Below are 25,538 nucleotides of genomic sequence, written 5' to 3'. Positions count from 1 at the left end.
GCTTCACCAGGAAAACATTACGCAGCAGGAGATCATCATGTCCAAAGACAAGCTCTGGGGGGGACGTTTCACCCAGCCCACCGACAAATTCGTCGAGGAATTCACCGCCTCCATCAACTTCGATAAGCGCCTCTACCAGCAGGATATCCGCGGCTCCATCGCCCACGCCACCATGCTCGGCAAGCAGGGGATCATTCCGCAGGAAGACGTCGACGCCATCGTGAACGGGCTGAACGACATCCTGGCCCAGATCGAGGCCGGCGAGTTCGATTTCTCGGTTTCGCTGGAAGACATCCACATGAACATCGAGGCGAGGCTTTCCGCGAAGATCGGCGACGCCGGCAAGCGCCTCCACACCGGCCGCTCCAGAAACGACCAGGTGGCGCTCGATATCCGCCTCTACCTCCGCGACGAGCTGGCCGAGATCACCCAGTACATCGACAAGCTGATGGATTCGCTCCTCTTCCAGGCCGAGGAGAACCTCTCGGTGATCATGCCGGGCTTCACCCACCTGCAGACCGCCCAGCCGATCCTCTTCTCGCACCACATGATGGCGTACTACGAGATGCTCAAGCGCGACAAGGGGCGGATGGAAGACTGCCTGAAGAGGACCAACGTGCTCCCCTTGGGCGCCGGCGCGCTCGCGGGGACCACCTTCCCGATCGACCGCGAGTTCGTGGCCGAGCAGTTGGGCTTCCCCGAGGTGACCCGCAATTCGCTCGACTCGGTATCCGACCGCGACTTCGCACTGGAGTTCTGCTCCGCCTCCTCGATCCTGATGATGCACCTCTCCCGCTTCTCGGAGGAACTCATCCTCTGGTCCACCAGCGACTTCAAGTTCGTGGAGCTCACCGACTCCTTCTGCACCGGCTCCTCCATCATGCCGCAGAAGAAGAATCCGGACGTCCCGGAGCTCGTGCGCGGCAAGACCGGCCGGGTCTACGGCAACCTGATCGCGCTTTTGACCGTGATGAAGTCGCTCCCGCTCGCCTACAACAAGGATATGCAGGAGGACAAGGAGCCGCTCTTCGACACCATCGACACCGTGAAGGGGAGCCTCAAGATCTTTGCGGACATGGTCCGCGAGATGAAGGTGAACGAGGCGCGGATGAAGAATGCGGCAGGGGGCGGCTTCTCCACCGCCACCGACGTGGCCGATTACCTGGTCCGCAAGGGACTTCCCTTCCGCGACGCCCACGAGGTGGTGGGGAAGGCGGTCCGTTACTGCATCGAGAACCAGATGGACATCCCGGAGCTCTCGCTGGCCGAGTGGCAGGTATTCTCACCGAGGATCGACGCCGACATCTTCGACTTCATCACCCTGGAGGCTTCCGTGAACGCCCGCAAGGCGACCGGCGGCACCGCGCTCGAGCGGGTGAAGGCCGAGATCGCCCGCGCCAGGGAAGGACGCTAGCTTCGTGGCGGTAGTGACCCGATCGATACTGGCCCTCGCCCTGGGGGCCGGCCTCCTATTCTCCGGCTGCGGCAAGAAGGGGCCGCTCATCCCTCCCGAGGCGCTCGCGCCCGCGCCGGTGACCGACCTCGCGGTGGCCCAGAAGAACGGCCGCTTCGAGATCAGCTGGTCCGCTCCAGGCAGGGAAGAAGGGGGGGGGCGTCTCAACGACCTGGCCGGATTCCTCCTCTTCAAACGGGTGGTCCTCCCCCCCTCCGAAGACTGCGAAGAGTGCCCGACCGCCTACGGCCCGCCGGTGCGGATCGATCTGGATTACCTCAAGGGGGTCGAGCGGGTGGACGGGCTGTTCGTTACCCGGGATGCCGATCTCGTCAAGGGGAAGAGCTACCAGTACAAGCTTCGTTCCTTCAACACCGACGGCGTGCAGAGCAAGGATTCCAACAAGGTGCGGCGGACGGCCGCGACCGTTCCGTTCCCGCCGGTCCTCGAGGCGCTCCCCTCCCAGAGCGGGGTGGTGGTCGCCTTCGTGAGCATCCCCCCCGAGGAGGGGACGGCGGAGGGATACCGCCTCTACCGTGCCAAGGAGGGGAGTCCGATGCCGCGTACCCCGTACCGTACCGTGTCCGCCATCGCCAACAAGTTCGAGGACACCGAGGTCCTGATCGGGACCCGTTACACCTACTGGGCCACCTCCCTCGCCAAGGTCGGCAACGACCTGTTGGAGAGCGCACCGTCCAACCCTGCCACCGCCTCCATGAGCGGGCGCGACTAGGTGGTCACCTTGCCTTTTAACGCCGTTCGTGATAATAACCGGTAGTCTATCACCACCCCCAGGACGCCCGTTGGCGCCCGTTGGAGCACCCATGAAAATCACCAGAGCAGAGGTCGAGCACGTAGCCAAGCTCGCCCGTTTGGAGCTTTCCGAGCCCGAGCTCGACACCTTCACCGCGCAGATGGACTCCATCCTCGCCTACGTGGAAAAACTCAACGCCCTCGACACCGACGGCATCGTCCCGACCTCCCACGCGGTCCCCATGGAAAACGCCTTCCGCCCGGACCAGCCGAAGGACTCGATCGGCATCGAGGCCGCCCTGGCCAACGCCCCCCAGCACACCGAAAACTTCTTCAGAGTGCCGAAGGTAATAGAATAGCGCCGGCTTCTTGCCGGACGTCGGACCTGCCAGAGCGGCCGGACCGCTCTGGCGTCCGACTTTTCAAAACGGAGCGTTTTAATGGAAATATTCGACCTCACCCTACATGAACTGCACGAGAAGCTGAAGGCGAAGGAGCTTTCCTCGGTGGAGGCCACCAAGGCCATGCTCGCCCGCATCGAGGCGGTGGACGGCAAGGTGAACGCCTTCATCACGGTGACCCCCGAGCAGGCTTTGGCCGAGGCCGAGGCCGCCGACCAGCGGATCGCCGCCGGCAACATCGACCTCCTCACCGGCATCCCGGTCGGCCTCAAGGACATCTTCGTCACCAAGGGGATCCGCACCACCTGCGGCTCCAAGATCCTCGAAAATTTCATCCCCCCCTACGACGGGACCGCGGTGGCCAGGCTCAAGGAGCGCGGCGCGGTCATCGTCGGAAAGCTCAACCAGGACGAGTTCGCCATGGGATCCTCCTGCGAGTCGAGCTACTTCGGACCGTGCAGGAACCCCTGGAACCTCGAGTGCACCCCGGGCGGCTCCTCGGGCGGCTCGGCGGCGGCCATCGCCGGCCGCGAGGCGACTGCCACCCTCGGCACCGACACCGGCGGCTCGATCCGCCAGCCCGCCTCCCACTGCGGCATCGTCGGCCTCAAGCCGACCTACGGCAGGGTCTCCCGTTACGGCGTCATCGCCTACGCTTCCTCCCTGGACCAGGTGGGACCGATGACCCGCGACGTGAAGGACGCCGCCATCATGCTGGGTGCGGTGGCCGGCCACGATCCCATGGACTCCACCTCGGTCGATACCCCGGTCCCCGACTACCTCGCCGCCCTGGAGGCGGGGGTGAAAGGGCTGAAGATCGGCCTGCCGACCCAGTACTACATCGAAGGGCTCGACCCGGACGTGAAGCGCTCGATGGACGAGGCGATCGCCCTCTACAAGAGCCTGGGCGCCGAGATCTGCGAGGTGAGCCTGCCGCATACCGAGTACGCGGTCGCCACCTACTACCTGATCGCCACCGCCGAGGCGAGCTCCAACCTGGCCCGCTATGACGGCGTCCGCTTCGGGCACCGCAGCGAGAACGCCAAGGGACTCATCGACATGTTCGCCAAGAGCCGCTCCGAAGGGTTCGGCGACGAGGTGAAGCGGCGGATCATGCTCGGCACCTACGCGCTTTCCTCCGGCTACTACGACGCCTACTACTTGAAGGCGCAGAAGGTCCGCACCCTGATCATGCAGGACTTCCTGAAGGCCTTCGAGAGCGTGGATCTCCTCCTCACCCCGGTGGCGCCGACCCCGTCTTTCAAGATCGGCGAGAAGCTGGCCGACCCGCTGCAGATGTATCTTTCCGACATCTTCACCATCCCGGTGAACCTGGCCGGGACCTGCGGCATGTCGATCCCCGCCGGCATGAGCGCAAACGGCCTCCCCATCGGTCTGCAGCTGATCGGCAAGCCGTTCGGCGAGGAGACCATCCTGCGCGCGGGCTACGCCTTCGAGCGCGAGACCAAGTGGCACGGCCTGAAAGCGGAACTCTAGGCGTACAAGGGGACTGGCTCCGTCAGGTGCCTGTCCCCCTCGTCGGACCAAGGGGACAGGCACCTGCGGAGCCAGTCCCCGAAACATAACACTTCTCCAATCGGAGCTTTCTATGAAATACCAGGTAGTGATCGGGCTTGAGGTCCACACTCAGCTCACCACCAAGACCAAGATCTTCTGCGGCTGCTCGACCCGCTTCGGGGCCTCCCCCAACTCGCAGACCTGCCCGGTCTGCTTAGGCTTCCCGGGCGCCCTTCCGGTGCTGAACCGCCAGGTGGTGGAGTACGGCATCAAGGCCGGCCTCGCCACCAACTGCTCCATCACGCCGCGCAACGTCTTCGCCCGCAAGAACTACTTCTATCCGGACCTCCCCAAGGGGTACCAGATCAGCCAGTTCGACCTCCCGATCTGCCAGCACGGCCACCTCGACATCGAGACCGAGGCGGGCGGCAAGAAGCGGATCGGCATCACCCGCATCCACATGGAGGAGGACGCCGGCAAGCTCGTCCACGCCGACGTGCCCGGGATCGGCGACGATTCCTGCGTCGACCTGAACCGCGCCTGCACACCGCTTCTGGAGATCGTCTCCGAGCCGGACATGCGCTCCCCGGACGAGGCGATCGCCTACCTGAAGAAGCTCCACCAGATCGTCATGTACCTGGGGATCTGCGACGGCAACCTGGAAGAGGGAAGCTTCCGCTGCGACGCCAACGTCTCGCTCATGCCGGTCGGCTCCAACGTCTTCGGCACCCGCGCCGAGCTTAAAAACATCAACTCCTTCCGCTTCATAAAGCAGGCGATCGAGTACGAGATCGAGCGCCAGGCCGAGATCCTCGACGAGGGCGGCAAGGTCATCCAGGAGACCCGTCTCTTCGACCCCAACACCGGCACCACCCGCTCCATGCGCGGAAAAGAAGAGGCTCACGATTACCGCTACTTCCCGGACCCGGACCTGGTCCCCGTCATCATCGACGCGGCCTGGATCGAGAAGGTGCGCGCCGATCTCCCGGAACTCCCGGAGGCCAAGTACGAGCGCTTCATGAGCGAGCTGGGGCTCCCGCAGTACGACGCCGAGGTGCTGGTGGCCAGCCGCGAGCTTGCCCAGTACTTCGAGGGCACGGTCGCCCTCTTCAACCAGCCGAAGACCGTCTCCAACTGGGTGATGGGCGAGGTGACCCGCGCCCTCAACGACGACGGGAAGGAGATCACCGCATGCCCGGTTACTCCGGCCCTTTTGGCCGATCTCCTGAAGCTGATGGAGAAGGGGACCATCTCCGGCAAGATCGCCAAGACCGTCTTCGACGAGATGTACAAGACCGGCAAGGAGCCGGCCAAGATCGTGGAAGAGAAGGGGCTCGTGCAGGTTTCCGACACCGGTGCCATCGAGGCCATGGTGGACGAGGTGCTCGGGCGGACCGCCGCCCAGGTGGCCGAGTTCAGGGCCGGCAAGGAGACCCTCTTAGGCTTCTTCGTGGGCCAGGTCATGAAGGCCTCCAAGGGGAAAGCCAACCCCGCCGTGGTCAACGAGCTCCTCCTCAAGAAACTCAAGGGGTAAGGGACAGGGGAAGGGGACTGGCTCCGAAGGCGCCTGTCCCCCTAGCCGAAGGCTCCTTTTCCCGGTCTTTTGCTCCAAAACCAGAAGCATGGGGGACAGGCACCTCACGGAGCCAGTCCCCGAAAAGAACAAGCACCAAGGGGACAGGCACCTGGCGGAGCCAGTCCCCGAAAAGCGGGACCATCGAGGTAGCACATGTCTTTTAGAACCATCGAGTGGCGCGACAACAAGGTGATCATGATAGACCAGACCAAGCTCCCGGGCGAGGAGGTCTACAACGAGTACACGGACTTCACCGGGGTCGCCGAGGCGATCCGCGGCATGATCATCAGGGGGGCCCCCGCCATCGGGGTCGCCGCCGCCATGGGGGTGGCCCTGGGAGCCCGGGACATCATCGCGGACACCTTCGACTCGTTCTACCGCCAGCTGGAAAACGTCTGCGACGTGCTCGGCCGTACCCGTCCCACCGCCGTCAACCTCTTCTGGGCGCTGGAGCGGATGAAGAAGGTCGCCCAGCAGCACAAGGACCTCGACCTCAACTCCATCCGCGAGATCCTCAAGGCCGAGGCGATCAGCATCGAGCAGGACGACCTGAAGATCTGCAAGGAGATCGGCAGGCACGGCGGCGCGCTGGTCAAGGAAGGCGCCTCCATCCTCACCCACTGCAACGCGGGCGGCCTGGCTACCGCAGGCTACGGCACCGCGCTCGGCGTCATCCGCGCCGCCCACGAGGCGGGCAAGGGGATCAAGGTCTTCGCCGACGAGACCCGCCCCTGGCTCCAGGGGGCCCGGCTGACCGCCTGGGAGCTCATGAAGGACAACATCCCGGTCACCCTCCTTACCGACAACATGGCGGGCTGGCTGATGAGGACCGGCCAGATCGACTTCGTGGTGGTCGGCGCCGACCGCATCGCGGCCAACGGCGACACCGCCAACAAGATCGGCACCTACAGCGTCGCCGTGCTCGCCAAGGAGAACCGCATCCCCTTCTACGTCGCCGCCCCCATCTCCACCCTCGACCTGAAGCTCGCCAGCGGCGACGACATCCCCATCGAAGAGCGTGCCTCCGCGGAAGTCACCCACATCCAGGGGGTGCGGATCGCGCCGGAGGGGGTGAAGGTGAGAAACCCCGCCTTCGACGTGACACCCGCCCGTTACATCACCGGCATCATTACCGAAAAAGGAGTCGTCCGGGGCGACTACGAGAAGGGGCTCAGGGCGCTGGTCGGCCTATGAACCGCCTCACCGGGTTGGCAACGTCGCTGGCCGCCACACTGTCGGTCGAGAGCGCGGCGGGGCTGCCGCAACTCCTCGAACGGTCAGGTTTCAACTACCCCGAGCGCTCGGCGGAGAACCTGCGTCTTTTGCGCGAGGTGCTCCCGACGGCACAGCTCGTCGATCTGATCCTCGCCGCGCTGGCCACCCCGCTCCCGGACATGGCGCTCAACGGTGTCGAGCGCGTCACCTCGGTGGTCGACGGCGACACCTTCCGCAACGTCTGTCTGCGCCGGTCGTTCGTCGTCCAGCTCATCAACATCTGCGGCTCCTCCCCGTTCCTCACCAACATCATCTGCAAGGACCCCTCGTACTTTCAGCGGCTCTTCATCGAACGCGAGGTCATGCACCGGCGGAGCGCGAGCGAGATGCTCGCCGCCCTCCGAAGCCGCGTCCCGGCCGGTGCCACCTACCCGGAAGTCTTCCCGCATCTGCGCCGTTTCAAGTACGCCGAGGTACTCCGTATCGCCACCAGGGATCTCAACGGGCTCGCCCCGCTGGAGGAGGTGACCGAGGAGCTCTCGTCGCTGGCCGCCGCCACCCTCCAGATCGCCTACGAGACCGCCTACCGCGAGCTGGTCGCCGAACACGGCACCCCCCTGGCCGATACCCCGGAAGGTCCCGTGGAGGCCGAGTTCACCGTCATCGGGATGGGAAAATTCGGCGGACGGGAGCTCAATTTCTCCTCCGACATCGACCTCATCTACTTCTACTCCACCGACAGCGGCCAGAGTGCCGGGATCCCCGACGGCAAGGGGGGGACCAAGGGGCGCATCTCCCTGCATACCTTCTTCGTCAAGCTCGGGGAGATGATCAGCCGCGCCATCTCGCAGGTCACCGAGGACGGCTTCGTCTTCCGTGTGGACCTGGGCCTTAGGCCGGACGGGAAGGCGGGCGACCTGGCCGCCTCGTGGCGCTCGGCCGAGATCTACTACGAGTCGTGGGGACAGTCCTGGGAGCGGGCCGCCCTCATGAAGGCCCGGCCGGTCGCCGGCTCGCTGACGCTGGGGGAGAACATCCTCGCCTCGCTGGCCCCCTTTGTCTACCGGCGCTACCTGGACTACAACCTGATCGAGGACATGATGTCGATGAAGCTCCGCATCGACGCCTCGCTGACCAGGCTCCACGAGGCCGACATCAACATCAAGCTCGGGCGCGGCGGGATCCGGGAGATCGAGTTCTTCATCCAGGCGCTGCAACTGGTCTACGCCGGGAAGAATCCGAAGCTGCGCGAGCGGAACTCCCTGCGGGCGCTCCAGATCCTGCGGGAGTCTCGCATCATCAAGGAAGCGGACTGCGTCGCACTTACCGAGGCCTACCGCTTCCTGCGCACCGTCGAGCACCGCATCCAGGTGGTCCAGGAGCGGCAGACCCACGCGCTCCCCACCAAGCCCGACGAGATGGCGGCCCTGGCCAGGCGTTGCGGCTACCTACGGCGGGACGGCAGCGCAAAGTTTCAGGAGGCGCTGGAGGCGCACCGCCAGACCGTGTCCGCCATCTACGGCGACCTCTTCCTCTCCCGTGACGAGCGGCTGAAGGAGGAGGTGCTCCCCGAGGTATACTTCTTCCTCGACCCCGGCGCCGACGTCGATCTCATCAAGGACATGCTGGAGGAGCGCCACTTCGAGCACCCGGACGCCGCCTATCCGAACCTCCTCGTGCTCCGCGACGGCCCGGCCAAGCAGAACCTCACCGAGCGCGCCCGCCACACCCTGGAGAAGATCGCTCCCCTGTTTTTGCAGGAGGTGTTCGCCTCCCCCGACCCCGACCTCGCCCTCGCCAACCTGGAGCGCTTCCTCTCCTCGAGCCGGACCCGGTCCACGGTCTATGCGCTGTTGGCCGAGAACCGCGACATCCTCAAGCTGATCACGGCGATCTTCGGGATGTCCGAGTTCCTCTCCAAGATCTTCATCGGCCACCCGGAGCTCCTCGACAGCCTGACCGGGCGGGGCTATGCCTACCTGCGCAAGGAGCGAAGCTCCATGGCGGCGGAGCTGGAGAACGAGCTCGCCCAGGCGGACGACTTCGAGGAGCGGCTCGATGTCATGAGACGCTATCGGCACGAGGAATTCCTGCGGATCGGCATGAACGACGTCAACGGCAAGATGGGGCAGCCCGAGGTGGCCATGCAGCTCACCAACCTGGCCGAGATCTGCCTGGAGGCGGCGGTCGAGATGGCCCGCGGCGAGCTCTCCCGCTTCGGCCGGCCGATCGTGCAGGAGGAGGACGGCTCGCAGCACGAGGCGTCGTTCGCCATCGTCGCCATGGGGAAACTGGGGGGCAACGAGCTCAACTACCATTCCGACCTGGACATCATCTACATCTACGACGGGCAGGGGATGACCGACGGCGAGAAGAGCATCACCAACCGCGAGTACTTCGCCAAGCTCGGCCAGAAGATCATCCTGGTGCTGACGACCCAGACCAGGGAAGGGTTCGCATACAAGATCGACACCCGGCTCCGCCCCTCCGGAAACGCCGGGCCGCTGGTCACCTCGCTGGAATCGTTCATCACCTACCACTCCACCGAATCGCAGATCTGGGAGCGTCAGGCCCTGACCAAGGCGCGGGTCTGCTATGGCGACGATAAGCTGAAGAGAGCGGTCGAGGAGGTCGTCGAGCGGGCGGTCTACGGGCAAGGCGCGGACGATTTCGTGCGGAGCGAGATCCATCGGCTGCGGATGCGGATGGAGAACGAACTCGCCAAGGAGAGCGAGGGGAGCTACAACATCAAGACCGGCCGTGGCGGGATGGTGGACGTCGAGTTCATCATCCAGTACCTGCAGCTGAAACACGGGCATGAATACCGGGAGATCCGCGGGTGCAACACCCTGGAGGCCCTGGAGTCGATCAGGAAGCTCGGCCTCTTGGCGGAGGAGGACTGCCAGGCGCTCTTCGACGGGTACCGGTTCCTGCGGCGGCTGGAGAACCGTCTGCGGATCATCCACGACTACTCGATGAACGACCTCGGCGGTCCCCTGAAGTATCTGAACAAGCTGGCCCGCCGGCTTGGATACGATCCCCAGCTGAAGAACCCCGGGGAGGCGCTGATGGCCGACTACGAGCGGATGACCAGCGGCGTCCGCGGCGTGTACGAGCGGGTGTTCTTCAATATCGATTCTCCGGGGTAGTGTTGCCGAAGGCAACCGCCGCCTACCCTCGCCCCTTTAGGGGAGAGGGTGGCCGAAGGCCGGGTGAGGGAGGTTTTCCCGCCTCACCTTGGTTACCGTAGGGTGGGCACTCTGTGCCCACGCGGTCTGATTGCCTGGGCGTTTTGTCGACTTGTGGGTGAACCGGTGGGCAGGGGCTGCCCACCCTACGTTTCTTACGTTTTATATGTTTGAGATTGGAGGTCTGATGGACGTACGGGTTTACTATGAGGACACCGATGCCGGCGGGGTGGTCTACCACTCCAACTATATCAACTACCTTGAGCGGGCGAGGGGCGAGTTCCTGAGGGGGCACGGCTTTTCGGTGCGCCAGATGCACGACGACGGGATCATCTTCCCGGTGGTGCATATCGACATCCACTACAAGGCGCCGGCGCGGCTGGACGATCTGCTGGAGGTGGAGACCCGGATCGTCGACGTGCGGAACAGCTCCTTCGTGGCCGGGCAGCGGATCTACAAGAAGGACGAGGGAAAGCTGCTGGTCGATGCGCGGGTGACGCTCGCCTGCGTGGGGGAGGGGATGAAGGCGAAGAGGATACCGCCGGAGCTGAGGGAGTTCCTGACCTCGATAAAGGCGGAATAAAGTCAAAGGCTATAGAACGCGGATGACGCGGATTGAGCGGATCTACGCGGATTAAACCTTAAATCTTAGGGTAAAGGCAAAACCAACGTCAAAGACGGTTAGAACACGGATAAAATCTGATGTAACGGATAACGGCGGATTAAGCTAAAAGCCTTTATATTTCACTCAGGTAGAGACAAGGCAGGATCAAATGACAATGGCGGATGGCCCAAGAGGGTATCCGCCTTTGTTGTGTTTCAAGGTGTAACTTTAAAAAGGTTGATCCGTGTAAATCCGTTCAATCAGATTTGATCCGTGTTCTATTGATGTTTCAGGTTTAAGCCTTATCCGCGAAAATCCGCTCAATCCGCGTCATCCGCGTTCTATTCGCTTTTCGCCTTGTTCCTCTTCTCCTCCAGCAGCATATCCACCGCCAGCAGGAAAACCCCCACGCAGATGGCGGAGTCGGCGATGTTGAAGGCCGGCCAGTGATGGTGGTACCAGTGGGCATCCAGGAAGTCGATCACCTCGCCGAGGCGCACCCGGTCGATCAGGTTCCCGAGCGCCCCCGAGAAGATGAGCGACAGGGAAATGGCGGCGAACTTCTGGTCCTCCCTCAACTTCCCGAGCGCCACCACGATGACGATGACCGCCACCACGGAGATCAGGATGAAGAAGGGGAGCCTGAACGCGGAGTTGGCCAGGATGCCGAAGGCGGCGCCCTTGTTGCGCAGGTAGGTGATGCTGAAGAAGTTCTGTATCACCGGGATCGAACTGTGCAGCACCATGCTCTTGTCGATGTACAGCTTGGTCACCTGGTCGATGATCAGCACCAGGGCAGATACTACCAGCAGGATGACGTATCTAGCTTTCATAGGTTCCCAAATGAAAAGTAAAAGGCTGTGGAACGCGGATGACGCGAATTGAGCGGATAAAGGCGGATCAAGCAAAGCGTTTTTTAGTACTTAAAGCTTTATCCGCGTAAATCCGTAAAATCCGCGTCATCCGCGTTCTGATGCATTTAAAAGGTTTACTTCACCGCAGCCAGGCATTTCGGGCAGACGGTCGGATGATCGGCGTCCTTCCCGATCTCCTCGCTGTAGCACCAGCAGCGCTCGCACTTCTCGCCGGGTGCCGCGCTCACCGCGATCTCCATCTCGCCCCCTTCCGCCTGGTAGATCTCGCCTTCCAGGGAGTCGGTGAGGTAGGCCTTGGAGACGATGAAGATCTCGGCCAGGTCGGCCTCGAAGCTCTTCAAAAGCTCGGCGGCCTCCCCGGCTGCCTTGATGGCCACCGCGGCGTCGAGGGAGTGGCCGATCACCTTCTTCACGCGGGCCAGCTCCAGCGCCTTGGAGACTTCGGAGCGGACCTTCATGACCTTCTCCCAGCGCTGGGCAAGGGCCTCGTCCTTGTTGCCCGGAATCATCTCGGGGAAGAGGGCTACGTGGACGCTATCCTCGCGCTTGCCCGGCATCTCCGCCCAGACTTCTTCGGCGGTGAAGGAGAGGACCGGGGCCACCATGCGGACCAGGGAGTCCAGCACGGTGTACATGACGGTCTGTGCGCTTCTCCTCGCCAGCGAGTCGGTCTTGGAGGTGTAGACGCGGTCCTTGAGGATATCGAGGTAGAAGGCGCTCATCTCCACGGTGCAGAAGCCGTTCACGGCGTGGTAGAGGATGTGGAACTCGCACTCGTTGTAGGAGGCGATGACCTTCTCTTTCAGAAGCTCAAGCTGGTGCATCGCCCAGCGGTCGATCTCGGGCATCTGGGCGTAGGGAACGCTGTCGGTCTCGGGGTTGAAGTCGTGGATGTTCCCGAGGATGTAGCGGCAGGTGTTCCGGATGCGGCGGTAGGCTTCGGAAAGCCTGGTGAGGATCTCCTGGGAAATCCTGAGGTCGTCGCGGTAATCCTGGGCGGCCACCCAGAGACGGAGCACGTCGCCGCCGAACTTCTTGATGACGTCTTCGGGGGCCACGACGTTGCCGACCGACTTGCTCATCTTGCGGCCGGAGCCGTCGACGACGAAGCCGTGGGTGAGGACGTTCTTGTAGGGTGCGTGGCCGCGGGTGCCGACGCTCGCCAGAAGCGAGGAGTGGAACCAGCCGCGGTGCTGGTCGCTCCCTTCGAGGTACATGTCGGCCGGGGCGTGCAGGTTGTCCCTGAGCTCGCAGACGGCGGCGTAGGAGACGCCGGAGTCGAACCAGACGTCGAGGATGTCGGTTTCCTTGTCGAAGTCGTTCTTGCCGCAGGAGGGGCAGACGGTCCCTTCCGGGAGGAACTTGGAGGCATCCCAGTCGTACCAGACGTCGGAGGAGTGCTCGCTGAAGATCTCGGCCACGTGGTACATGACCTTGGCGTCGGCCATCACCTCGCCGCAGCTCTTGCAGTAGAAGGCGGTGATGGGAACGCCCCAGGAGCGCTGGCGGGAGACGCACCAGTCGGGACGGTTCTCGATCATCCCGTAGATCCGCTCGCGGCCCCATTTCGGGATCCAGTTGACGTTGTTGATCTCGGCCAGCGATTTCCGCCGGAGGTCGTTCTTCTCCATGGAGATGAACCACTGCTCGGTGGCCCGGAAGATGATCGGCTTCTTGCAGCGCCAGCAGTGCGGGTAGGAGTGGGTGATCTCCTTGGAGGCCAGGAGTGCCCCGACCTCGATCAGCTTCTCGATCACGTTCTTGTTGGCGTCGAAGACGAACTGGCCGCCGAAGAACTCGATGTTGTCGAAGAAACGGCCGCGGTTGTCGACCGGGTTGTAGATCTCGAGCCCTTCCCTTAAGCCCACCTCGTAGTCTTCCTGGCCGTGGCCGGGAGCGGTGTGGACGGCGCCGGTGCCGGCCTCGAGGGTGACGTGCTCGCCGAGGACGATCAGGGAGTCGCGGTCGTAGAAGGGGTGCTGAGCTTTCTTGCCCGCCAGCCCGGTCGCCTTGAAGGTGGCGACGACCGTGCCTTCGGCGCCGATCTCTTTCAGGAAGCTCTCCTTCAGGCCGTCGGCTACGATCAAGAGGTCGCCGTTCACGTCGAGCGCCACGTAGTCGAGCTCGGGGTGGAGCGCCACCGCCAGGTTCGCGGGGAGCGTCCACGGGGTGGTGGTCCAGATCACGATGGAGGACTTCTTGCCGGCGAGCTCGGGAACCACGGAGCCCAGGTCGTCCTTGACGGCGAACTTCACGAAGACGGAGGGGGACTTGTGGTCGGCGTACTCGACCTCGGCCTCGGCCAGCGCGGTGCCGCAGGAGGAGCACCAGTGAACCGGCTTCTTCCCTTTGTACAGGCCGCCGTTCTCGGCGAAGCGGGCCAGTTCGCGGGCGATGGCCCCCTCGTAGCTGTTGTGCATGGTGAGGTAGGGATGCTCCCAGTCACCGATGACACCCAGGCGCTCGAACTCGGCGCGCTGGATGGAGACGAACTTCTGGGCGTACTCGCGGCAGAGTTTGCGCATCTCCAGCTTGGAGATCTCGTGCTTCTTGGAGCCGAGGTTCTTCTCCACCTGCAGCTCGATCGGCAGGCCGTGGCAGTCCCACCCCGGAATGTACGGGGCGTCGAAACCGCTCATGCGTTTGCTCTTCAGGACGATGTCCTTGAGTATCTTGTTCAGCGCGTGGCCGATGTGAATGTGACCGTTGGCGTAGGGGGGGCCGTCGTGCAGGATGTAGCGCGGTTTTCCTTTACCGGCCTCTTCAACTTTGGTGTCCAGTTTGGTCTGTTCCCACTGCTTGAGCATCTCGGGCTCGCGCTGGGGAAGATTCCCCTTCATCGGGAACGCGGTCTGGGGGAGGTTGAGGGTGTCCTTGTAGTCCATGGTGAAACGGCCTCCACTGTTAATTAAGCCATCAGAGAAACAAGTTAAGCTACAAGGAATGCCGAGGTATGTCAAGCCTAAACGGGGATTTCTGTTGTAATGAGAACCTCCAAGTGCTATAAGAGCGCTGCCGATCCCATCCCCGGTTTTCAATGGGGCAGACGGGGGAGGGGAACCGGCTCAAGCAGCGTCGCTGCGATACCAGAGCAAAGGACACAAGACCACAGATGCAGAAGCACGCGCAATCGTACTGGGGCGGGATTGTCAAATCCATGGGCCTCGTCTTTGGCGACATCGGAACCAGCCCCATATATACGCTGACCGTCATCTTCGCCATCACCAAACCGACCCTCGACAACATCCTCGGTATCCTTTCCCTCATCGTCTGGACCCTCATCCTGCTGGTCACCGTCGAATACGCCTGGCTCGCCATGAGCCTCGGCCGCAAAGGGGAGGGGGGGACCATCGTCTTGAAGGAGATCCTGGTCCGCCTGCTCAAGGGGGGGCGCTACCTCGGGGTGGTGAGCTTCCTCTCCTTCGTCGGCGTCTCGCTTCTGTTGGGCGACGGCGTCATCACCCCGGCCATCAGTATCCTCTCCGCCGTGGAAGGCCTCGTGCTGATTCCCGCCTGCGCGAGCCTCACCCAGGGGACCCTGATCGGGATCGCCGCCGCCATCGCCGTCACCCTCTTCATATTCCAGTTCAAGGGGACCGACAAGGTGGCCGGGCTCTTCGGGCCGTTGATGGTCATCTGGTTTCTGTCGCTCACCGTCTCCGGGCTGATCTCCATCACCGGCTATCCCTCCATCGTGAGGGCGGTCTCCCCGTGGTACGCGATCAAGTTCTTCATGCAGAACGGGCTCTCCGCATTCTTCGTCCTCTCCGAGGTCATCCTCTGCGCGACCGGTGGCGAGGCGCTCTACGCCGACATGGGGCACCTGGGGAGAAAGCCGATCATCCGGGCCTGGTACTTCGTCTTCGTGGCGCTGGTCATCAACTACCTCGGCCAGGGGGCGTACCTCCTCAACCACCCGGACACCAAGAACACCCTGTTCGGCATGGTGCAGGGGGAATCCCAGTTCCTCTACATCCCCTTCCTGATCCTGACCGTGATGGCCACGGTCATCGCCTCGCAGGCCTTGATCAGCGGCGTCTTTTCCATCGTCTACCAGGGGATCACCACCAGGATCATGCCGCTCATGAAGGTCGACTACACCTCGAGCCACCTCAAGTCGCAGATCTACATCGGGTCGGTGAACTGGTTCCTCATGGTGCTGGTCCTCTTCATCATGCTGGTCTTCCAGAAGTCCGAGAACCTGGCGGCGGCCTACGGCCTGGCGGTCACCGGGACCATGGCCATCACCGGGATCATGATGACCATCATCTTCGGGCACACCCAGAAGAAGTGGAAGGTCCCCATCGCCATACTGGTCACCATCCTCGATTTCGTCTTCCTGATCGCCAACCTGAACAAGCTCCCCCATGGCGGTTACTGGTCGCTCATCCTGGCCGGCGTCCCCTTCACCACCATCCTGATCTGGACCAACGGCCAGCGCGCTCTCTACCGGGCGCTGAAGCCGCTCGACCTGGAGACCTTCATGCTCTCCTACGAGCAGATCTACAACAAGGGGAGGACCATCCCCGGCACCGGTCTCTTCTTCACCCGCGAGTGGAACGTGGTGCCCCCCTACGTGGTGCACTGCATCATCCGCAGCAACATCATCTATGAGCGCAACGTCTTCATCTCCATCATGAGGACCGACGAGCCGTTCGGGGTCTCCTCCAAGCTGACCACCGACCGCGGTCCGGGTCTGGAGTCGTTCGAGATCTTCGCGGGCTACATGGAAGTGATCGACATCGAGGGGCTTTTGAAGAAACACGGCATCATGGAAAAGGTCATCTTCTACGGCGTCGAGGATATCGCCACCGGCAACCCGGTCTGGAAGGTCTTCTCCATGATCAAGAAGCTCACCCCGAACTTCGTGCAGTTCAACAAGCTCCCCGCCAGCAAGCTGCAAGGCGTCCTGACCCGCGTGGAAATGTAGGGGGGGGGAGTTGGTCTCCTCTGCAAGCAAGGGAAACTACACAAATAAAAGAAGGCCGCCTCTGAAAGGAAGCGGCCTTCATTTATTTAATCGAAGCCACCGACGCCTCGACAATCCTTAGCGGTGTCAACGTAGAACCTAGAACGTAGAACCTGGAACTTTTTTCAGATGGTATCCAGCTGGCTCCCCCAGTCGTCCTTCATCCGGATGCGGTAGAGGGCGTTGATCCCGTTTACCTCGTACATGATCTTCTCGGCCTCTTCCTGGCTCAGCCCCACCTTGGGACGCACACCCATCCAGTGGGTGGCCTGCCCGGAGGGAGCCTCCAGCGGGCGCGGCATGGGGGGGCCGGGCTTGTACTTCTTGTCAAAGAAGAGGGCGGCCTCGTATTGGGCGCCATGCTTCACCACGCAGACCTCAAGCAGTGCCCCGGTGCTCTGCAGTACCCGCTCGAAAATCACCTCATGAAATTCCATGTCCTTGGGCATATCCATGTATTCGCTCATTATTCGCTCCCTTGCCCGGCCGTGGGCGGAATCTTATTTGAACCCTATCGGATGGAATGAATCAAACTTTAGCAGGTTGTTCAAGCTGGGCAAGGGGCGCGTCCGCGGGGGGGCAGGCGAGTAAGGGGGCAAAATCATTCGGTCCTTAACTTCACCACCAGGGGGAGGTGGTCGGAGGCGACCCGGGTCAGCCTGGTCTGCGGGATCTGCACGCTTTCCACCGTCAGGTTGGGAGAGGCGAAGAGGTGATCGAACCTGACAACGGGGTAATGGCTGGGGAAGGTCCACTCGGTGTGCCCGAGGGTGAGGCTCTCCTGCTTGTCGTTGAGGACGTCCTTCAGGCGCCGGTGCAGCGGAGAGCTGGGGAGCAGGTTGAAGTCGCCGCAGAGGATCACCGGCGGCCGGCAGTCGGGGTGCCCCAGCCATTCGTGTCCGGTAAGCACTTTGGTCTGGGAGACCCGCTCCGGTGGCGTGAGGCCCAGGTGGGTGTTGACCACCTGCAACAGCGTGCAGCCGAGATCGATCTCCACCCAGATGACCCCGCGCGGCACGATCGAGCGCCGCTTGGTGGCCGGGTGCAATCCCCCCGCCCGGACCAGCCGCATCGGGTAACGGCTGAAGGTCACGTTGCCGTTTCGTTCGCGCTCGACGAACCGCAGTGTCTTCGAATGCTCCAAAAGGGACAGTTCATGGGCGAGATCCTGGGCAGTCCCCGCCTCTTCGGGCCGGAAGCGTGCCCCGGGCAGTTCCTGGAGGGCGACGATGTCCGGGTGGTAGGTTTCTATCACCTCGGCGATCCGGGCTGCCGAGGTGTGCCGGTCGTTGCCGATCAGGCGGTGGACGTTATACGTCATTATGGTGAAAAAGCAGCGCTCCTTGCTCATGGCGCACCCGTTGCTCAATGGGGAGAAATCCCACCACTCATTATACACCCTCCCCCCGTTACGAAAGGGAATGCTCCGCGAGTTCCCCGTCCCCGGCTCCGACTACGCCCCGGCCCTCGAGGGATTGAAAAAAAAGAGCCCGCTCCTTTTAACGGGGGCGGGCTCCTGGCTGGTTCTTCGGCGGGGGAAGGACAGGGTAAGGCGTGGAGTAATGCTACCCCTGGCGGTCGACGTGGAAGCGGTCGATCTCGTTTTGCAGCACGTCTATCTGGGCCGACAGAGCGTCGATGGTCTCGCCCAGCACCTTGACGGCGCCGAGGTTGCTGGCGGTGGCGGCCTCGATGTTGCGGACGGCCGGGACGATCTGTTCGCTCCCCTTGGTCTGCTCGTCGCAGGCCATCTTGATCCTCCGGATCATGTCCGTGATGCTCTCGGTCGAGCGGGCGATAAAGCCGCCGGTATCGCTCTGCTCCCGGGTGGAGCTCTTGACCTGGTCGGTGAGGCCGCGAATCCTCTCCACCGAGGTGAGCACCATGCTGCTCCCTTCGGCCTGTTCGCGGGTCGAGGCGGCAATCTGTTTCACCATGTCCGAGACCTGTTCGGTGGCCTCCCGGATCATCTTGCTCCCGTTTGATTGCTCGGTGGTGGCGCGGGCAATGCTGTTGACCTGGGAAGTGGCGATCTCGGCGCGGTTGACGATCTTCTCGAGGGCTTCCCCGGATTTTCTTCCCAGCGCCTCCCCCTCGGCGATCTTGGCCTCGGCATGGCTGATGGCCGCCACCGCGCGCTCGGTCTCTTCGAGAACCGCGTTGATGACGTCGGAGATCTCTTTAGTGGAGCTGGTGGTGTTGTCGGCCAGCTGCTTGATTTCCCCGGCCACCACGGCGAAACCTTTTCCGTGCTCGCCCGCCTGCGCGGCGATGATGGCGGCATTGAGGGCCAGCAAATTGGTGCGGGCCGCCACCTCGTCGATCACCGAGAGGATGACCCGGATATCGCCCGCGCGCTTGGAGAGGTTGGCGATGGCCTCCGAGGTGATGCGGGACGACTTCTTGATGGCCAGCATCCCCGCGATGGTCGATTCTACCGCCTGCTTGCCGATCTCCGCGTCCTGGCGCATGGCCTCGGAGATGGTGACCGTGTCGATGGCGTGCTTCTCGACCTCCTTGATGGAGGAGTCCATCTCGACGATGGAGGTGGCGTTGACGGTGGCCGATTCCATCAGGATGTCGGCATGCTCCCCCACCTGCCTGACGGAGGCCGCCATCTCGGTGATTGCCGATCCCACCTCGTTGAGAGAATTGGCCACCGTCGCGGTGCTCAAGGCGACCTCTTCGACGCTGGCGGCCATTTCCAGCACGGAGGAGGAGGTCTCCGAAGCGGAGGTGGCGAGCCCCTCCACCCCATGGGCGACTCCCTTGATGGAGCCGTTGATCTGGGTCATCGCGGAGGAAGCCTCGGCCACGGAAATCGACTGCTGCTCGGCGGCCAGGAGAACGGTGGTGGAGACGTCCTTGAGGTTGCCGGTGACGCGGGCCAGTTCCTTGCTGGAGTTGTTGACCTGGCGCACCATCTCGGCGAGTTTGTCGGTCATGGTGTTGAAGTCCGCCGCCAGCTCCCCCATCTCGTCGTTGGTGTCCACCGGGATCCTGCGGGTCAGGTCCCAGGTGGAGGTCACCGTCACGATGTGCTCCTTAAGCGTCTCGAACAGGTGCAGGCTCTTTCTGAGGGAGAGATAGAGCAGGGCCAGCGAGCCGGCCATGATGAGGACGAAGATGCCGAGGATGACGGCCACGTCCTGCCAGAGCCCGGCGAAGAGGCTGCTCACCTCCTTCTGCGAGAACAGGATCCCGACGGTGGCGCCGGTGGCGTCACGAGCCGGGCCCATGCCGACCACGTACCTGGCCGTCCCCAGCGAGACGATCTTCACGACGGGATTTTTCAGGGCCTCGTTCATCTCCGGGACCAGCTTGCCGGCCAGCCGAAGGGTGACCTCCCTCTTGGTGGGGTACAGGATGCTGAAGTCGCCGACCTTCTGCCCCTTGACCTCGGCATCCTGGCTCTTTAGGAACTGGTCGGACAAGAAGAGGCTTTCGTCGTTGCCGGTGATAGACTTCATCTGCTGGAAGACGTGGTCGATCTCCTCGGCAACCTCCATGTAGCCGATGGCTTTCCCCTGGTAGAAGACCGGGCGCACGCAGCGCAGCGAGAAGAAGTTCTTCCCCATCTCGAGGCCGCTGGAGACCTGGCCGCTGGCCTGTGCCTGCAGGAAGGTGGTCCGCTTGAGGATGTCTCCCGCCTGTTCGGGCTTGTGGACCCGGAGCAGCACCTTGCCGTCGGGCAGGATGAAGTACATGTGGGTGATGTTGTTGTGTTTCTTGATGTCCTCGAAGATCGGCTTGGCGTTGGCCAGCACCTGATCGCGGTTGCCGGCGGCGAAAGGGGAGAGGAGGGAGTCGAGCCGGTCCAGCCCGGTATGGGCGCGGGCCAGCCCTTCCGAGTCTGCCACCAGGATCGACTGGAACAGTCGCCCCTCGTTTTTAGCTAGGTCCTGCAGACTTTCCCGCAACTGGTGCATCTGGTTCTGGTAGGCGAGGAGCGCAATGGCTGCAATGCTGGCTAGACAGAGCAAAAGGATGGTGGTGTTGACCCTTTTCTTGATGGACCAAGATGCGAACATACCGACTCCTGAAGCGGTGACTGACACCGCGAATGATTGAATTAGCTTTATAGAACATTTTGGTGAAATACAAAAGGACCAATTGTTGGAAGGTGCGTCGGCAGAAAGTATCGTCTTGTAAACAGAATTATTAGAGACAGATCTAAGCATTGCCAATGACGTAGTGATTGCTGATACTTTCCATCTGAGGCAGTTTCATCCAGTCGAGCGAGAGGGAGGAATTAACCGGTGCTCCTTTCTGAGATAGTGGAAACTTCGCGGAAGGTCACCTCCACGTGATTCGCCCCCCCGCGCAAGCTATGCCGCTTGCCGGAGGAAACCAGATATAGCTTGGATCGCCCATTTCGGCGTGGTAGCATTAGGCCCCGTGGCAGAAACTACCGCAATTTACCTGCGAGCATGGAGAAGGGGACGAGATGACCCTGGATTATAGCCCGTTTCTAAAGGCGATCGGCCGGCTTGAGAAAAGCCTCAGGTACGCAACATCGCCGATGGCTCTCTCCGATTCGGATCTGTTCGAGGAACTGCGCAGCTCCGTCATCCAAAGCTTCGAGTTCACCTATGAGCTCAGCCACAAGATGCTCAGGAGGTATCTCGAAGAGTCCGCCGCCAATCCTGAAGAAATCGAAGAGCTAGGCACCTTTCAAAGCCTCATCAGGATTGGGAACCAAAAGAAGCTCTTGCGCTCGGACTGGCTGAGGTGGCGGGATTATCGCCAGGCACGGACGGACAGCAGTCACACCTACAACGAGAGTAAGGCAGAAGCGGTTTATGCCATCGCTCCCGACTTCCTTGAAGAAGCGAAATTCCTGTATCGCCAGCTCATGGAAAGAAGCGAAAAGAATGACTGAGCCGGATGCAAACATTCCGATAGACATCACCCCTCATGATTGGGATGAGGTCTGCAAAATCCTCAACCAATGCGTCCCCCAGTTCGAGGTGTGGGCGTTCGGCTCCCGCGTCAAGGGTAGCTCGAAGCCTTACTCCGACCTTGATCTGGCCGTTATCTCCGAAGAGCCCCTCTCTCTGGCCACGATGGCCGAACTCTGCGACCGTCTCGACGACTCCGACCTCACCATAGAAGTCGACGTCGTCGATTGGGCCGCAGCTGATCCTTCCTTTCGGGAAATCATCGCGCGAAACAAGGTGGTGGTGCAGAAAGGAAACCCGGCAACTTAGCCATCTCTCTCTGCTAAAAATCGCCCCCCCTTGCCTTGACACCCCGCGGGGGGGTACCTATCTTTTCCGGTAGGAGGAACACCCATGATCAGACCGGAGAAAATGACCGTCAAGACGCAGGAAGCCCTCGCCTCGGCCCAGGAAAAGGCCTCCGCCATATCGAGTGCGACTATCGAGCCCGAACACCTGATGCTCGCCCTCATCGACCAGGAGGGGGGCTTCGTTCCCGACCTGCTCAAAAAGATCGGCGCTTCCCTGCCGCAGCTTCGTTCCGGGGTCGAGAGCGCCCTCAATCGCCTTCCCAAGGTGACCGGCGGCCAGCTGAGCCTCTCTTCGGCGCTCAACCGCATCGTAGACCAGGCTCAGAAGGAAGCGGACCAGATGAAGGATGCCTTCGTCTCTACCGAACATCTCCTCTTGGCCCTGGTCGGTGCCCGCGACACCAACTCCGGCAGGCTCTTGAACCAGAGCGGCGTCACCCGCGAGAACGTGCTGGCGGCGCTCAAGGAGCTCCGCGGCGGAGAGGCGGTGACGGATCAGGACCCGGAACAGAAATACCAGGCGCTGGCCAAGTACTGCCGCGACCTCACCCAGCTCGCCCGCCAGAACAAGCTCGACCCGGTCATCGGGCGCGACGACGAGATCCGGCGCGTCCTCCAGGTGCTCTCCCGCCGGACCAAGAACAACCCGGTCTTGATCGGCGAGCCGGGGGTCGGCAAGACCGCCATCGTCGAGGGGCTCGCCCAGCGCATCGTCTCGGGTGACGTCCCGGAAACCCTGAAGGACAAGACGGTGCTCGCCCTCGACATGGGGGCGCTCATCGCCGGCGCCAAGTACCGCGGCGAGTTCGAGGACCGCCTCAAGGCGGTCATCAAGGAGGTCGCCCGCTCGGAGGGTAAAGTCATCCTCTTCATCGACGAGATGCACACCCTGGTCGGCGCCGGCGCCGCCGAGGGGGCCATGGACGCCTCCAACATGCTCAAACCGGCCTTGGCCCGCGGCGAGCTCCACTGCATCGGCGCCACCACCTTGAACGAGTACCGCAAGTACATCGAGAAGGATGCCGCCCTCGAGCGGCGCTTCCAGCAGGTCTACGCGGGCGAGCCGAGCGTCGAGGAGACCATCTCCATCCTGCGCGGCCTCAAGGAGCGCTACGAGGTCTACCACGGGACCCGGATCAAGGACAGCGCCATCATCGCGGCGGCCACCCTTTCCGACCGCTACATCACCGACCGCTTCCTCCCCGACAAGGCGATCGACCTGATCGACGAGGCGGCCTCCCGCCTGAGGATCGAGATCGATTCCATGCCGACCGAGATCGACGAGGTCGAGCGGCGCATCATCCAGCTGGAGATCGAGAAGCAGGCACTGCTCAGGGAACAGCACGACCCGCAGGGCGAGGCGAGGCTCAGGAAACTTGTCGACGAACTCGATACCCTGAAGGCCCAGTCGGCCGAGCTCAAGGGGCACTGGCAGCGCGAGCGCTCCATCATCGCCAACATCCGCACGGTAAAGGAGCACCTCGAGGCGAAGAAGGAGGAGGCGAAACGCTTCGAGCGGGAGGGGAACTTAAGCCGTACCGCCGAGATCCGCTACGGCGAACTCCCGGCCCTCGAGAAGGAGATGGAGGAGAAGCGGCAGACCCTCGAAGCGATCCAGAAGGAAGGGAAGATGCTCTCCGAGGAAGTCGACGCCGAGATGATCGCCGAGGTGGTCGCCAAGTGGACCGGCATTCCGGTCACCCGGATGCTGGAAAGCGAATCCGAGAAGCTCCTCAGGATGGAGGAGCGGTTGAGAAGCCGGGTGGTCGGCCAGGACGAGGCGCTCACCCTGGTCTCCAACGCGATCCGGCGCGCGAGGAGCGGACTCTCCGATCCCAACCGCCCCATCGGCTCGTTCCTCTTCTTGGGCCCCACCGGGGTCGGCAAGACCGAGACCGCGCGGGCCCTGGCCTCCTTCCTCTTCGACGACGACCAGGCCATCGTCCGCATCGACATGAGCGAATACCAGGAACGCCACACCGTCGCCCGGCTCATCGGGGCGCCTCCGGGTTACGTCGGGTACGAGGAGGGGGGGCAGCTCACCGAGGCGGTCCGCCGGCGCCCCTACTGCATCGTCCTCTTCGACGAGATCGAGAAGGCGCACCCGGAAGTCTTCAACGTCTTCCTGCAGATCCTCGACGACGGCCGGCTCACCGACGGCCAGGGGCGCACGGTGGACTTCAAGAACGCGGTCATCATCATGACCAGCAACCTCGGTTCCCAGTGGATCCAGCAGTACGGCGCCACCGATTACCAGAAGATGCAGAGCGAGGTGATGGAGACCCTGAGGGCGAGCTTCAAGCCCGAGTTCCTCAACCGCATCGACGAGATCGTGATCTACCACGCCCTGCCGCTCGAAAGGATCAAGGAGATCGTGCTCATCCAGCTCAAGTCGCTGGTGGCGCGGCTTGCCGAGCGCGGGATCGGGCTGGAGGTGACCGAGCGGGCCCAGGAGGTGCTGGCCGGGGAAGGGTACGACCCGGCCTATGGGGCTCGGCCGCTCAAGCGGGCGCTGCAGAGAAAGATCCAGGACCCGCTTGCCCTCTTGCTGCTGGAGGGGAAATTCACCCCCGGTGACACCGTCCTCGTGGACAGCGCCCCCGGCTCCGAGCAGCTGGAGATCGCCAAGAAGTAGATGATGTCCTCCTCCACATTAAGAAGTTTGCCTTTCCGCGGGGACGCTGGTATGCTGGGCGGCGCTTGGCCAATAGGGTCTCGCCGCCCAGCATAAATCACTCCCGCGGAGGTCATTTAATGAGGATTTCGCCCGTAGTCGTTTCCAGTTTGCTGGCTCTTGCCATTCCTGTCGCCGCCCTTTGCGCCGATGCCCCTTCCGCAACCGCCCCCGGCACCGCGGCCTCGGCTCCCACGTCCGCCACTACCCCCGCTGCCCCGGGGGTGCCCTCCACCGCCGATAAGAAAGAGAAAAAGAAGCACACCATGATGGACATGATGAAGAGCGGTGCCTCTTCGTCCGCTAGTGGGGCCAACACCAGCCCGGTCGGCACGGTCACCCAGACCATGGATGCCGGCGGGTATACCTACGCAGAGCTCGACAACCAGGGGAAAAAGAGCTGGGTCGCTTTCCCGGCGGAAGACACCAAGGTGGGCGACAAGCTCTCCTTCTCCGGTTGCGCCGAGATGAACACCTTCGAGAGCAAGACCCTCAACCGGACTTTCGAGACCATCATGTTCTGCGGGCCTCCTGCCGTTGCCAAGGAAAAGAAGAAGGCGGCCAAGGTCGGAGGGACCATCAAGGTCGAGAAGGTCGAAAAGGCTCAAGGCCCCAACGCCTACACGGTGGCCGAGATCTACGGCAAGCGGGCGAACCTGGCCGGCAAGACGGTCGTCGTCAGGGGGACCGCCGTGAAGGTCTCCGAAAACATCATGGGCAAGAACTGGGTTCATCTGCAGGACGGCACCGGCAACGCCAAGGCCAAGACCAACGACCTGGTGGTGACCACCAAGGCGAAAGTCGAGGACGGCGACATCGTTACCCTCTCCGGCAAGTTGGCCAAGGACAAGGACTTCGGCGCCGGCTACAAGTTCAAGGCCATCGTCGAGGACGCCGTTCTCAAGTAGCCGCTCCCTCATCTGCTTCAACCGCCGACTCCCGGTAGCGGGATGGCATCCTCACCGCCCTTCGCACAAGGCTCCGGCAGGAGGGGCCCCTGAAGAGGCGGGGGCGTTGGACAGGTGAAAAAGGGAGCGGGGCCGCGGCGCCAGGCACGGCGG

Annotated in this window: 18 protein-coding genes; 13 read left to right on the top strand and 5 right to left on the bottom strand. The window is 62.7% G+C overall.

The features are described 5' to 3' along the window. Nucleotides 1-37: 37 nt before the first annotated feature. The 8 genes from argH (at nucleotide 38) to ACYVL5_RS00770 (ending at nucleotide 10,687) form a co-directional block, all read left to right on the top strand. Entirely contained in the window at nucleotides 38-1,414 is a 1,377-nt protein-coding gene (gene argH / locus ACYVL5_RS00805; RefSeq protein WP_460593642.1) for an argininosuccinate lyase, read from the top strand. Nucleotides 1,415-1,418: 4 nt separating this feature from the next. Further along, nucleotides 1,419-2,186 carry a fibronectin type III domain-containing protein gene (gene lptM / locus ACYVL5_RS00800; protein WP_460593641.1) on the top strand — a complete coding sequence of 256 codons (768 nt, stop codon included), beginning with the start codon at nucleotides 1,419-1,421 and terminating at the stop codon, nucleotides 2,184-2,186. A gap of 91 nt (nucleotides 2,187-2,277) precedes the next feature. Then, a complete protein-coding gene (gene gatC, locus ACYVL5_RS00795; RefSeq protein WP_460593640.1) occupies nucleotides 2,278-2,565 on the top strand; it encodes an Asp-tRNA(Asn)/Glu-tRNA(Gln) amidotransferase subunit GatC in 288 nt (95 codons plus the stop codon). 81 nt (nucleotides 2,566-2,646) lie between these two features. Beyond that, nucleotides 2,647-4,104 (top strand): Asp-tRNA(Asn)/Glu-tRNA(Gln) amidotransferase subunit GatA, encoded by a 1,458-nt coding sequence (gene gatA / locus ACYVL5_RS00790; RefSeq protein WP_460593639.1) that lies wholly within the window; start codon nucleotides 2,647-2,649, stop codon nucleotides 4,102-4,104. 112 nt (nucleotides 4,105-4,216) lie between these two features. Continuing rightward, on the top strand, nucleotides 4,217-5,659 hold the full coding sequence (gatB, locus tag ACYVL5_RS00785) for an Asp-tRNA(Asn)/Glu-tRNA(Gln) amidotransferase subunit GatB (RefSeq protein WP_460593638.1): 1,443 nt from the start codon (nucleotides 4,217-4,219) through the stop codon (nucleotides 5,657-5,659). A gap of 195 nt (nucleotides 5,660-5,854) precedes the next feature. Further along, nucleotides 5,855-6,895, top strand: coding sequence for an S-methyl-5-thioribose-1-phosphate isomerase (gene mtnA, locus ACYVL5_RS00780; RefSeq protein WP_460593637.1), 1,041 nt, complete (start codon nucleotides 5,855-5,857; stop codon nucleotides 6,893-6,895). Beyond that, complete coding sequence (gene glnE, locus ACYVL5_RS00775; protein ID WP_460593636.1) at nucleotides 6,892-10,065, top strand: bifunctional [glutamate--ammonia ligase]-adenylyl-L-tyrosine phosphorylase/[glutamate--ammonia-ligase] adenylyltransferase; 3,174 nt, start codon at nucleotides 6,892-6,894, stop codon at nucleotides 10,063-10,065. Before mtnA ends, glnE begins: the two co-directional genes overlap by 4 nt. Before the next feature lie 226 nt (nucleotides 10,066-10,291). After that, complete coding sequence (locus ACYVL5_RS00770) at nucleotides 10,292-10,687, top strand: hotdog family protein (RefSeq protein WP_460593635.1); 396 nt, start codon at nucleotides 10,292-10,294, stop codon at nucleotides 10,685-10,687. Between the two features lie 362 nt (nucleotides 10,688-11,049). Here the strand turns inward: ACYVL5_RS00770 and lspA are convergent, their stop codons facing one another. Both lspA and ileS read right to left on the bottom strand, forming a co-directional pair. Beyond that, a complete protein-coding gene (gene lspA / locus ACYVL5_RS00765) occupies nucleotides 11,050-11,541 on the bottom strand; it encodes a signal peptidase II (RefSeq protein ID WP_460593634.1) in 492 nt (163 codons plus the stop codon). 155 nt (nucleotides 11,542-11,696) lie between these two features. Then, nucleotides 11,697-14,468, bottom strand: a complete 2,772-nt coding sequence (gene ileS, locus ACYVL5_RS00760) for an isoleucine--tRNA ligase (RefSeq protein WP_460593633.1) — start codon at nucleotides 14,466-14,468, stop codon at nucleotides 11,697-11,699. Nucleotides 14,469-14,695: 227 nt separating this feature from the next. Here ileS and ACYVL5_RS00755 point away from each other — a divergent pair, with 227 nt between their 5' ends. Then, nucleotides 14,696-16,513: a KUP/HAK/KT family potassium transporter gene (locus ACYVL5_RS00755; RefSeq protein ID WP_460593632.1), complete on the top strand. Its 1,818-nt coding sequence runs from the start codon at nucleotides 14,696-14,698 to the stop codon at nucleotides 16,511-16,513. Nucleotides 16,514-16,677: 164 nt separating this feature from the next. Here ACYVL5_RS00755 and ACYVL5_RS00750 read toward each other — a convergent pair whose 3' ends face one another. The 3 genes from ACYVL5_RS00750 to ACYVL5_RS00740 all read right to left on the bottom strand — a co-directional run bounded on the left by ACYVL5_RS00750 (nucleotide 16,678) and on the right by ACYVL5_RS00740 (nucleotide 20,583). Beyond that, on the bottom strand, nucleotides 16,678-17,019 hold the full coding sequence (locus ACYVL5_RS00750; protein ID WP_460593631.1) for a hypothetical protein: 342 nt from the start codon (nucleotides 17,017-17,019) through the stop codon (nucleotides 16,678-16,680). Between the two features lie 134 nt (nucleotides 17,020-17,153). Further along, nucleotides 17,154-17,921: an endonuclease/exonuclease/phosphatase family protein gene (locus ACYVL5_RS00745; protein ID WP_460593630.1), complete on the bottom strand. Its 768-nt coding sequence runs from the start codon at nucleotides 17,919-17,921 to the stop codon at nucleotides 17,154-17,156. 196 nt (nucleotides 17,922-18,117) lie between these two features. Continuing rightward, entirely contained in the window at nucleotides 18,118-20,583 is a 2,466-nt protein-coding gene (locus ACYVL5_RS00740) for a methyl-accepting chemotaxis protein (RefSeq protein WP_460593629.1), read from the bottom strand. A gap of 416 nt (nucleotides 20,584-20,999) precedes the next feature. On the opposite strand from ACYVL5_RS00740, the gene ACYVL5_RS00735 reads away from it, so the two are divergent. From ACYVL5_RS00735 to ACYVL5_RS00720, 4 genes are all read left to right on the top strand, one after another. Then, complete coding sequence (locus ACYVL5_RS00735; RefSeq protein WP_460593628.1) at nucleotides 21,000-21,434, top strand: HI0074 family nucleotidyltransferase substrate-binding subunit; 435 nt, start codon at nucleotides 21,000-21,002, stop codon at nucleotides 21,432-21,434. Beyond that, entirely contained in the window at nucleotides 21,427-21,762 is a 336-nt protein-coding gene (locus ACYVL5_RS00730; RefSeq protein WP_460593627.1) for a nucleotidyltransferase family protein, read from the top strand. Before ACYVL5_RS00735 ends, ACYVL5_RS00730 begins: the two co-directional genes overlap by 8 nt. A gap of 84 nt (nucleotides 21,763-21,846) precedes the next feature. Then, nucleotides 21,847-24,438 (top strand): ATP-dependent Clp protease ATP-binding subunit, encoded by a 2,592-nt coding sequence (gene clpB, locus ACYVL5_RS00725; RefSeq protein WP_460593626.1) that lies wholly within the window; start codon nucleotides 21,847-21,849, stop codon nucleotides 24,436-24,438. Between the two features lie 119 nt (nucleotides 24,439-24,557). Further along, nucleotides 24,558-25,385: a DNA-binding protein gene (locus ACYVL5_RS00720; protein ID WP_460593625.1), complete on the top strand. Its 828-nt coding sequence runs from the start codon at nucleotides 24,558-24,560 to the stop codon at nucleotides 25,383-25,385. The last annotated feature ends 153 nt before the right edge of the window (nucleotides 25,386-25,538 follow it).

The organism is Geomonas sp. Red276, from assembly GCF_054784495.1.
Note: the sequence above shows the minus strand (reverse complement) of the source record. Positions and strands in the feature narration are given on the sequence as shown.

Excerpts from the sequence above, each read along its gene's own strand:
- ileS (WP_460593633.1), bottom strand. The coding sequence starts at position 14,468 with ATGGACTACAAGGACACCCTCAACCTCCCCCAGACCGCGTTCCCGATG.
- argH (WP_460593642.1), top strand. The coding sequence starts at position 38 with ATGTCCAAAGACAAGCTCTGGGGGGGACGTTTCACCCAGCCCACCGAC.
- lspA (WP_460593634.1), bottom strand. The coding sequence starts at position 11,541 with ATGAAAGCTAGATACGTCATCCTGCTGGTAGTATCTGCCCTGGTGCTG.
- ACYVL5_RS00740 (WP_460593629.1), bottom strand. The coding sequence starts at position 20,583 with ATGTTCGCATCTTGGTCCATCAAGAAAAGGGTCAACACCACCATCCTT.
- gatA (WP_460593639.1), top strand. The coding sequence starts at position 2,647 with ATGGAAATATTCGACCTCACCCTACATGAACTGCACGAGAAGCTGAAG.
- ACYVL5_RS00735 (WP_460593628.1), top strand. The coding sequence starts at position 21,000 with ATGACCCTGGATTATAGCCCGTTTCTAAAGGCGATCGGCCGGCTTGAG.
- ACYVL5_RS00770 (WP_460593635.1), top strand. The coding sequence starts at position 10,292 with ATGGACGTACGGGTTTACTATGAGGACACCGATGCCGGCGGGGTGGTC.
- gatC (WP_460593640.1), top strand. The coding sequence starts at position 2,278 with ATGAAAATCACCAGAGCAGAGGTCGAGCACGTAGCCAAGCTCGCCCGT.
- ACYVL5_RS00730 (WP_460593627.1), top strand. The coding sequence starts at position 21,427 with ATGACTGAGCCGGATGCAAACATTCCGATAGACATCACCCCTCATGAT.
- mtnA (WP_460593637.1), top strand. The coding sequence starts at position 5,855 with ATGTCTTTTAGAACCATCGAGTGGCGCGACAACAAGGTGATCATGATA.
- ACYVL5_RS00720 (WP_460593625.1), top strand. The coding sequence starts at position 24,558 with ATGAGGATTTCGCCCGTAGTCGTTTCCAGTTTGCTGGCTCTTGCCATT.
- glnE (WP_460593636.1), top strand. The coding sequence starts at position 6,892 with ATGAACCGCCTCACCGGGTTGGCAACGTCGCTGGCCGCCACACTGTCG.
- clpB (WP_460593626.1), top strand. The coding sequence starts at position 21,847 with ATGATCAGACCGGAGAAAATGACCGTCAAGACGCAGGAAGCCCTCGCC.
- gatB (WP_460593638.1), top strand. The coding sequence starts at position 4,217 with ATGAAATACCAGGTAGTGATCGGGCTTGAGGTCCACACTCAGCTCACC.
- ACYVL5_RS00755 (WP_460593632.1), top strand. The coding sequence starts at position 14,696 with ATGCAGAAGCACGCGCAATCGTACTGGGGCGGGATTGTCAAATCCATG.
- ACYVL5_RS00750 (WP_460593631.1), bottom strand. The coding sequence starts at position 17,019 with ATGAGCGAATACATGGATATGCCCAAGGACATGGAATTTCATGAGGTG.